Genomic DNA, 6,007 nt, shown 5'->3' with positions numbered 1-6,007 from the left:
TATCTATATAAAAGGAGAATGGATATAATATGTTGAAAAAACTTGTAGCAGTAATGACAGCATTCATGGTTATCTTTGGGGCTAGTAGCTTTATGTTCGTAGATCATGCAGCAGCGAAAAGTTACAAATCTGGTAAAAAATCATTTACACCAAGTTCAGGTCAAAAGTCAAAAGTTGATTTAAACAAAAAAGACTCAAATGTAAATTCTCAAAAAACGACTCCAGATTCAAAAACGAAAGCAACAAACACAGCACCAAAAAGTAATAAAGGAAGCTTTATGAAAGGTTTATTACTAGGTGGTCTTGGTGGTTTACTAATGGGTAGCTTATTTGCAAATATGGGAGCTCTTGGTTCTGTATTAGCATTTATGGTAAATATGTTAGTAATGGCTGGTATCGTAATGTTAGCAGTTCGTGCATTTAAATACTTCAAAGACCAACGTAAAAAGAAGGCAGATGAAGTAGCATGGAAACAATAAAAATTTCTGAACAAGAATTAATAAATGCGCTTTGCGTATATATAGCTGAAAAAAGACAAGTGGGTCCAGAAGAAGTGTTAGTTGAACTCATGTATGACGATAACTACGGTTTCTCTGCGGAAGTAGAGGTAAATGGTCGCCAGCAAATTTTAATTCAAGCAAACTTAATCGAAGCATTACGCTTATTGCTTGACAGAGAATATAATGTCAATTCATTCGCAGCGAGATTACAACTTGAATTAGATGATGAAGAAGGTATTTACGCATTAGCGAAATTTAATAACTCAGATGAATAGAGAAAAGAGCTGTCGAGAATAATCTCAGCAGCTCTTTTTAGTATGTGCATATGTAGAAGAGTAATCACGCCAAATTTCATTCATCTTTCGTCTACCGATATCTACCATCGGATTAAACTGAATTGCAGCTTTCTGACGAACAGAGTGAACGTTTTGAATGGCATGATATAATTGTTGGTCGACTATATCATGTTGTTCACCTGCATATTTAGCAATAGATAGACCTGCAACAGTTCCTTGCGCCATCGCAATTTTTCCGCTTTCAATGCCTGTAATATTGCCAGCTACAAATAAACCAGGAAGAGGGGTTTCCATTGTTTCGGAATGAAGAGGAACGTGTCCACCTAATTCTGAAATGTAATGGAAGGGACAACCAGCTACAGCTGCAAGTTCGGCAAGTGGGTATAATCCCCCAGCAATACAAACAAAATCTGCTTCATATATTTTCTCTGATCCATTAATAACATTTCCTTTAGAGTCAATATTAGCAATGCGTACACCTTCAACTTGATCTGTTCCGATAATTTCAAGAGCTGCTTTCCGAAGGTGAAGTGGAGTTCCGTTTATTTTCATTCCGCTGTTTGGATAGAATGTTAATCCAGCTTTTCGAATCCAATCATATTTCATAAAGTGGCTACCTATTCGTAAAATAGCAGAAGGAGCGAGATGTGCTGCATTTAAAAGAGAGTTTAAAACTTCTTCAGGTTCACCAGCTTTTTGACTTAACTCGCTTTTTTCAGGGAGTACAATATGATCTACTGTAATTCCCGCTAATTGCAATTCACTTAAAATGGCGAAAGACAAAATGTTAGCACCAATAATAATTCCTTTTTTTCCAACTTGCACGCGATGAACATTTGTCATAACTTGAGCTGCTCCAATTGACATCACTCCTGGAAGTGTCCAGCCAGGAAGGGGAATAGAATATTCCGCAGCTCCAGTAGCAAGTAGTACGAAAGGTGCTTCTAACGTACCGATATTAGTATGTACAAACCAATTGTTTTCATCTCTATCTAAATTATAGACCGAAACACCGCACCTGATATGTACTGAAAGTGATTCTGCTTCTTCATGAAGTCGCTTCGATTCTTTTATTCCGTTCCACCATTCTCCAGTAGGCTCTTGATGCAACTGTCCTAACAATCTCCCGCCCGGCTTCATAAATTCATCAATAACGAGCACTTTTAGTCCGAAACGAGCACAAGAAATAGAAGCAGATAATCCCGCTGGCCCTGCACCAATAATAATTACATCACTCATCGTTTTTTCACCATCTCTCTCACGATATTCGGATGCTGTTTCCCGCTTTCAACAACCATGTTTTCTTCTACAACAGTTAAGCATGCGCGTACATTTGTTTGATTATTTACTGTCATGCGGCATTCGGAACAGTGCCCGATATTACAATAAATACCTCGCGGTGTTCCGCTATCTTCATGAACTCTTAATGTCCTAATTCCATTTGCTAACAGGGCAGCAGCTATCGTTTCATGTTCATATGCTTCGTATTGATGACCGTTAAATTGAAAGTTAATACGCTTACTACTTTGTAAAGTACCTAAAATAGGGTGATGTGTAATTCTACTCATTTACTTTCACCTACTGATCCAAAAGTAATTGCACGTATTGGTGGTTGATATTTTAACGGTAGTTCATTAAGAGTTACGTCAGGCTTCGCATTTTCAATCATTCGATCTATCATTATTCTGCATGAGCGACCACCGCAAAATCCCATGCCAGCACGTGTTCTTAGTTTTAATTCTCTTGCCGAGCAGTTATATTCAGCAATTGTCGATTGAAGTTGCCCATATGTAACCTCTTCACAACGACAAACGATTAAGTTGTTTTTATTTGTCATGTGTATTCCTCCTCTAGTTCGGTTTTCACAAATTATATATGCAAAAATCATGCCAATATAGAGGAGGAGAGGGCTATCTGTAAATGCCTGATCGGTGCATACTGCTTCTTTATTGAAGTCCAAGTTTCTTTAAACGGTTATATAAAGTAGCCCTTGTTACGCCAAGTTGTTTTGCGCATTCTAATTTATTCCCATTTAAAATTCGTAAAGCCCTTTCAATAACTTTTTTTTCATGCTCATCCATCTCTTCTTGTAAAGAAAGGATTGTATTATTGTTGCTGAGTAATAGGGAATGGGCTGTATGGTTGTCTAAAGTTTCAGTCGTATGAAATGGTAAATATTCTTGTTTTATAATTCCGTCTGTTGCGAATACCACAAGCCGTTCAACAACGTTTCGAAGTTCGCGAATATTACCTGGCCAATTGTAATGAAGCAGTTCATGCATAATGCTTGAAGGTAAGTCACGAATTGGTCTGTTATAGTTGATTGAAAAATCGTTTAAGAAAGAATAGGTTAATTCAATAATATCCTCGCGTCTTTCGCGCAGCGGTGGAATCTGCAAGCTAACTACATTTAAGCGGTAATATAAATCTTCTCGGAAAGTTCCTTTTCTCATTTCTTCTTGTAAATCACGATTTGTAGCAGCGATAATACGGAAATCAATATTAATTTCTTTTTCACCACCAACTCGGTAATACTTTCGCTCTTGCAGTACACGTAACAGTTTTACTTGCATATCAAGTGGCATTTCACCTATTTCATCAAGAAATAAAGTACCGCCTTGCGCGAGTTCAATTTTACCTTTTTTTCCTTTACTATTTGCTCCAGAAAACGCCCCACGCTCGTAACCGAATAATTCACTTTCAAATAATGCTTCTGGAATTGCCCCGCAGTTAATCGAAATGAAAGGCGCCTTCGCTGCTTCACTTGCTTCATGAATTGCTTTCGCAAATACTTCTTTTCCAACTCCGCTTTCCCCAAGTATTAAAACAGTTGATTTCACCGAACAAACTTTTCTAGCTAATTGTATCGTTCTTTGTATAACAGGACTTTTTCCATTCATCGCAAGGAATGGATCGGATTCATCTTTATACTTTGCCACTTCTTGTTCTAAACGGTGCATTTCATGTGACATATTAAATAGTTTTTCATTTAAAGCCACTTGATTTGTAACATCTGTTTCTGAAACGACTGCTCCTATAATTTCATCATTACAATAAACTGGATTTGAATTAATTAATACGAATAAATCGGGACGAGGCTGATGGAACTGAGCGACTATGCTTTTTCCATCATGTAAAGATTGTAAAATTTCCAAGTCTTTATAATCAAAAAAACGAGTAATCGGTTGCCCAATAATCTCATTATGGTTGACTGAAAATATTTTTTCAGCACCATCTGTCCAAGTTCGAACGCATTCTTTACTATCAATTACTGTAACAGAAGAGTCAGTTGTTTGTATTACAGTGTCATAAAATGACTGTAGTTCATTGTAGGACTTATAAAGAAATGGAATCATTTGCTGAGAAGTTATACAGCATATCGGCTCATCGTTTTCGTTAAGGATGATAACAGCTAATTCATAAGAAAAAGCGTCAATTAATGCAGTAAATGAGTCATCTACATAAATAATTGCGCAATTATATTCTTCTGTAGTAGAAGGGAGGTAATAAAACCTTTCGTTTATTTTCTTAATGCGATCAAGGCTACATGTATGATTGATTAAAACGCTTTCCAAAAATTCTTGTATAGTCGGAAATGAGAATTCCATAATGTCCTCCTGTTATGTATAAAAATTTTGACAGTGATAAAAAAATAATACACCTATTTACTATGAATTTAAAATATTTTTACAAATAAAAATATTATTTATAAAAATTGTATATGTACAGAATTGGCACGTCAATTGCATAAAAAGAAAGTGAGAGGGCTAGGAAAGGAGGAGTATATTGTGAGGCATTGCGACGTTTTAATTATAGGTGGTGGAATAATAGGGTGTTCTATCGCTTATTACACTTCAAAATACGGAAGAGACGTAACAATCATTGAAAAAGGGGAATTTGTCAGCGGGACGTCTTCACGGTGTGATGGGAATATTTTGGCCATTGATAAAGACCCGGGATTTGATAGTCAAATGTCTTTAGTAAGTCAAAAATTAGTAACTGATTTAAGTGAAGAATTAGAGCATTCATTTGAATATAGGGCACCAGGAAGTATTCTCGTATGTGAGTCAGACGAAGAGATGGAAGCTGCGCAGCAATGGGTAAATCGGCAAAAAGAAGCTGGATTACCGTTTCGAATGCTTGATAGGCAAGATATAAGGGAAGAGTCGCCTTTTTTTGCTGATGATTTATTAGGCGGTTTAGAATGTGCGACGGATTCAACTGTGAATCCATATCTCCTTGCTTTCTCGCTTCTGTCAGAGGCACAAAAGTTTGGCGCAAAAGCTTTTAAGCAGACGGAAGTAAAGAGTATGGAAATAGAGACGGATGGTTCATTTGTTGTAGAAACTACGAATGGAACTTTTACAGCACAACAAGTTGTAAATGCAGCCGGTGTGTGGGCTCCTAAGATTGGTCAGATGTTAAATATAAATATACCAATTGAACCGAGAAAAGGGCATATTATTGTAGCTTCAAGGCAACAACACGTAGGATGCCGTAAAGTAATGGAATTCGGTTATTTAATTTCTAAATTTGGCGGAAAACGAAAAGTGGATGCTTTAACTGAAAAATATGGGGTTGCGCTCGTATTTGAGCCTACTGAAAGTCAAAATTTCTTAATTGGTAGTAGTCGTGAATTTGTAGGATTTCATACGAGGATAAATAATGAAGTCATTAAATGTATCGCAAATAGAGCAATTCGCTTTTATCCGAAAATGGCAGATATGATGGTAATTCGTTCTTACGCTGGTTTACGTCCGTGGACAGAAGATCATTTACCGATTATTTCACGAGTGGAACATATTCCGAATTATTTCATTGCCGCTGGACATGAAGGTGATGGGATTAGTCTTGCAGCAGTTACTGGAAAAGTAATTGAAGAGTTATTAAATGAAAAAGAGACAATTATTCCTATTGAACCACTTCGTTTGAGTCGTTTTACAGAAAGGGTGTTAAACGAATGAGGTCACAAAGAGTCTTTACGACGATTGATACACACACAGGTGGGAATCCAACGAGGACATTAATTAGTGGACTTCCAAAGTTGATTGGAGAGACGATGGCAGAGAAGATGTTACATATGAAAAAGGAGTATGATTCGATTCGAAAATTGTTAATGAATGAACCGCGTGGTCATGATGTAATGTCAGGAGCATTATTAACAGACCCGTGTCATCCTGAGGCTGATATAGGTGTTATATACATAGAGAC

8 protein-coding genes are annotated in these 6,007 nt (G+C 36.9%); 4 read left to right on the top strand and 4 right to left on the bottom strand.

The annotated features are described in order from the left end of the window. Positions 1-29: 29 nt before the first annotated feature. The gene (locus GBN78_RS27915; protein WP_000914478.1) at positions 30-479 is read left to right on the top strand and encodes a hypothetical protein; all 450 of its coding nucleotides are present in this window, start codon (positions 30-32) and stop codon (positions 477-479) included. Next, positions 467-775, top strand: a complete 309-nt coding sequence (locus GBN78_RS27910; RefSeq protein WP_097918542.1) for a YxcD family protein — start codon at positions 467-469, stop codon at positions 773-775. Before GBN78_RS27915 ends, GBN78_RS27910 begins: the two co-directional genes overlap by 13 nt. 24 nt (positions 776-799) lie before the next feature. Here GBN78_RS27910 and GBN78_RS27905 read toward each other — a convergent pair whose 3' ends face one another. The 4 genes from GBN78_RS27905 to GBN78_RS27890 all read right to left on the bottom strand — a co-directional run bounded on the left by GBN78_RS27905 (position 800) and on the right by GBN78_RS27890 (position 4,404). Further along, positions 800-2,035, bottom strand: a complete 1,236-nt coding sequence (locus GBN78_RS27905) for an NAD(P)/FAD-dependent oxidoreductase (RefSeq protein ID WP_098299724.1) — start codon at positions 2,033-2,035, stop codon at positions 800-802. Further along, a complete protein-coding gene (locus tag GBN78_RS27900) occupies positions 2,032-2,364 on the bottom strand; it encodes a (2Fe-2S)-binding protein (protein WP_000087072.1) in 333 nt (110 codons plus the stop codon). The genes GBN78_RS27905 and GBN78_RS27900 overlap by 4 nt, the downstream gene beginning before the upstream one ends. Beyond that, the gene (locus GBN78_RS27895) at positions 2,361-2,633 is read right to left on the bottom strand and encodes a (2Fe-2S)-binding protein (protein WP_130068131.1); all 273 of its coding nucleotides are present in this window, start codon (positions 2,631-2,633) and stop codon (positions 2,361-2,363) included. Before GBN78_RS27895 ends, GBN78_RS27900 begins: the two co-directional genes overlap by 4 nt. Before the next feature lie 109 nt (positions 2,634-2,742). Continuing rightward, positions 2,743-4,404, bottom strand: a complete 1,662-nt coding sequence (locus tag GBN78_RS27890) for a sigma-54 interaction domain-containing protein (RefSeq protein WP_000395824.1) — start codon at positions 4,402-4,404, stop codon at positions 2,743-2,745. Between the two features lie 180 nt (positions 4,405-4,584). Between GBN78_RS27890 and GBN78_RS27885 the strand changes: the two genes are divergently transcribed. Both GBN78_RS27885 and GBN78_RS27880 read left to right on the top strand, forming a co-directional pair. Next, entirely contained in the window at positions 4,585-5,760 is a 1,176-nt protein-coding gene (locus tag GBN78_RS27885; protein WP_097918545.1) for an NAD(P)/FAD-dependent oxidoreductase, read from the top strand. Continuing rightward, positions 5,757-6,007, top strand: a 251-nt coding sequence (locus tag GBN78_RS27880) for a proline racemase family protein (protein ID WP_193224768.1), incomplete at its 3' end; no start/stop codon positions are given. The genes GBN78_RS27885 and GBN78_RS27880, both read left to right, overlap by 4 nt.

The sequence above is a fragment of the Bacillus sp. B2-WWTP-C-10-Post-4 genome (assembly GCF_009183805.1).
GTDB classification, from domain to species: Bacteria; Bacillota; Bacilli; order Bacillales; family Bacillaceae_G; genus Bacillus_A; species Bacillus_A cereus.
The sequence above is the reverse complement of the archived record's forward strand: the minus strand, read 5'-3'. Positions and strand labels throughout refer to the sequence as shown.

Bases quoted from the DNA above. Each gene is read 5' to 3' on its own strand.
- GBN78_RS27915 (WP_000914478.1), top strand. From the start codon at position 30: ATGTTGAAAAAACTTGTAGCAGTAATGACAGCATTCATGGTTATCTTT.
- GBN78_RS27910 (WP_097918542.1), top strand. From the start codon at position 467: ATGGAAACAATAAAAATTTCTGAACAAGAATTAATAAATGCGCTTTGC.
- GBN78_RS27895 (WP_130068131.1), bottom strand. From the start codon at position 2,633: ATGACAAATAAAAACAACTTAATCGTTTGTCGTTGTGAAGAGGTTACA.
- GBN78_RS27905 (WP_098299724.1), bottom strand. From the start codon at position 2,035: ATGAGTGATGTAATTATTATTGGTGCAGGGCCAGCGGGATTATCTGCT.
- GBN78_RS27900 (WP_000087072.1), bottom strand. From the start codon at position 2,364: ATGAGTAGAATTACACATCACCCTATTTTAGGTACTTTACAAAGTAGT.
- GBN78_RS27890 (WP_000395824.1), bottom strand. From the start codon at position 4,404: ATGGAATTCTCATTTCCGACTATACAAGAATTTTTGGAAAGCGTTTTA.